Annotated in this window: 1 protein-coding gene; it reads left to right on the top strand. The window is 61.1% G+C overall.

What is annotated here, in order from left to right; all coding sequences use genetic code 11:
• The first annotated feature begins 76 nt into the window (after positions 1 to 76).
• Positions 77 to 1402: an IS4 family transposase gene (locus NQ204_RS19535; protein ID WP_256644702.1), complete on the top strand. Its 1326-nt coding sequence runs from the start codon at positions 77 to 79 to the stop codon at positions 1400 to 1402.
• Positions 1403 to 1411: the final 9 nt, after the last annotated feature.

Genomic DNA, 1411 nt, shown 5'->3' with positions numbered 1-1411 from the left:
CGTAATGCTGTTCACTTAAGCAGCTGGGCCAATCAGAATCCGATGCCAGTCTTCTGGCATCGGATTTTTTGTGTCCATCCAACAGCAGCTGCTCGACCTTGGTGACCTGTTCAATTTTTCCGACCTGAGCACCTTCACCCAGAACATCCCGGTGGAATGGGTGTCCAGCGCGTTGGAGCTCTCCTCGCAGGCCACAATTCGCAGGCGCAGATTACCCAGCGATCAGGTGCTGTGGCTCGTGCTGGGTATGGCCCTGTTCCGCGACGAGCCGGTGCATGAGGTGGCCAGGCGGCTGAACATCTGCGCCCAAGGTTTGGCATCGCTGGATCTGCCTGCGCGCAGCGGCATCAGCCAGGCGCGCGCGCGGCTTGGCGCGGATCCGATAGAGGATCTTTTCCGCAAGTGCGGCCAGCATTGGGGAGCCGAGCGCTATCCCGACGATGACTGGCAGGGCCTGCAGGTGCTGGCCGTGGACGGCGCGCTGTTGCGCACCGCAGACACCCCGGAACTGCGTGCGCATTTCGGCTCGGGCAATACCGGTACCGAACGGCAGACGCCTTATCCGCTCATGCGGCTGGTAGCACTGATGAACGTGCGCTCGCACATCATGCTCGATGCCCGGCTCAGCCCCTATCGTCGAGGCGAAATGCGTTTGGCAGAGGACTTCATCGAGAAGATCCCGGATCGCTCAGTCACCTTGCTGGACAAGGGTTTCTGGGGCGCGGATCTGCTCCTCAGTCTGGCCGGAAACGGTACTGAGCGGCACTGGCTTACGCCCTCGCGAAGCAATCTGGTAGGCGAAGAAGTGGAGCGCTATAACCAGAATGATCGAATCCTGGAAATGCGCGTCTCCGCGCAGGCGCGGAAGAAGAATCCCGCGCTGCCAACGCACTGGCGAGTGCGTGAGGTGAGCTACGAGCATCAGGGCAAGATGAAGACGGTGCTGACGTCGCTGCCGGCAACTGCATACAGCACAAAGGCCGTAGCTGAGCTCTACCAAGAGCGCTGGGAAATCGAACTGGGCTTCCGCGATCTCAAAAGCTCGATGCAGCGAAATGCACTGACCCTGCGCAGCAAGACCATCGAGCTGGTGTATCAGGAAGTCTGGGGCCTGCTGCTGGCGTACAACATCATCCGCCGCGAGGCGAGCCAAGCGGCGGTTGCCTACGGCCGCGCGCCCTCGGAAATACGCTTCAAACCTGCCTGCCACTACATTGCGGCACAGCTGATCGTGATGGCTGCGGCGCAACCGGCATCGGCTACCGGGAGGCGGCTGTCCCAACTACGGTCTGGGGTTGGCAGCCTCTTCCTGGAACACCGTCCCCGGCCGACAACGCCGAGGACGGTGAAGATTTCCAAGACCCGCTATCCGGTAGATCGCAAGGCTGCACCGCTTAAGTGAACAGCATTA

Origin of the sequence: Stenotrophomonas testudinis, assembly GCF_024499815.1 — a bacterium.
Taxonomy (GTDB): Bacteria; Pseudomonadota; Gammaproteobacteria; order Xanthomonadales; family Xanthomonadaceae; genus Stenotrophomonas.
Note: the sequence above shows the minus strand (reverse complement) of the source record. Positions and strands in the feature narration are given on the sequence as shown.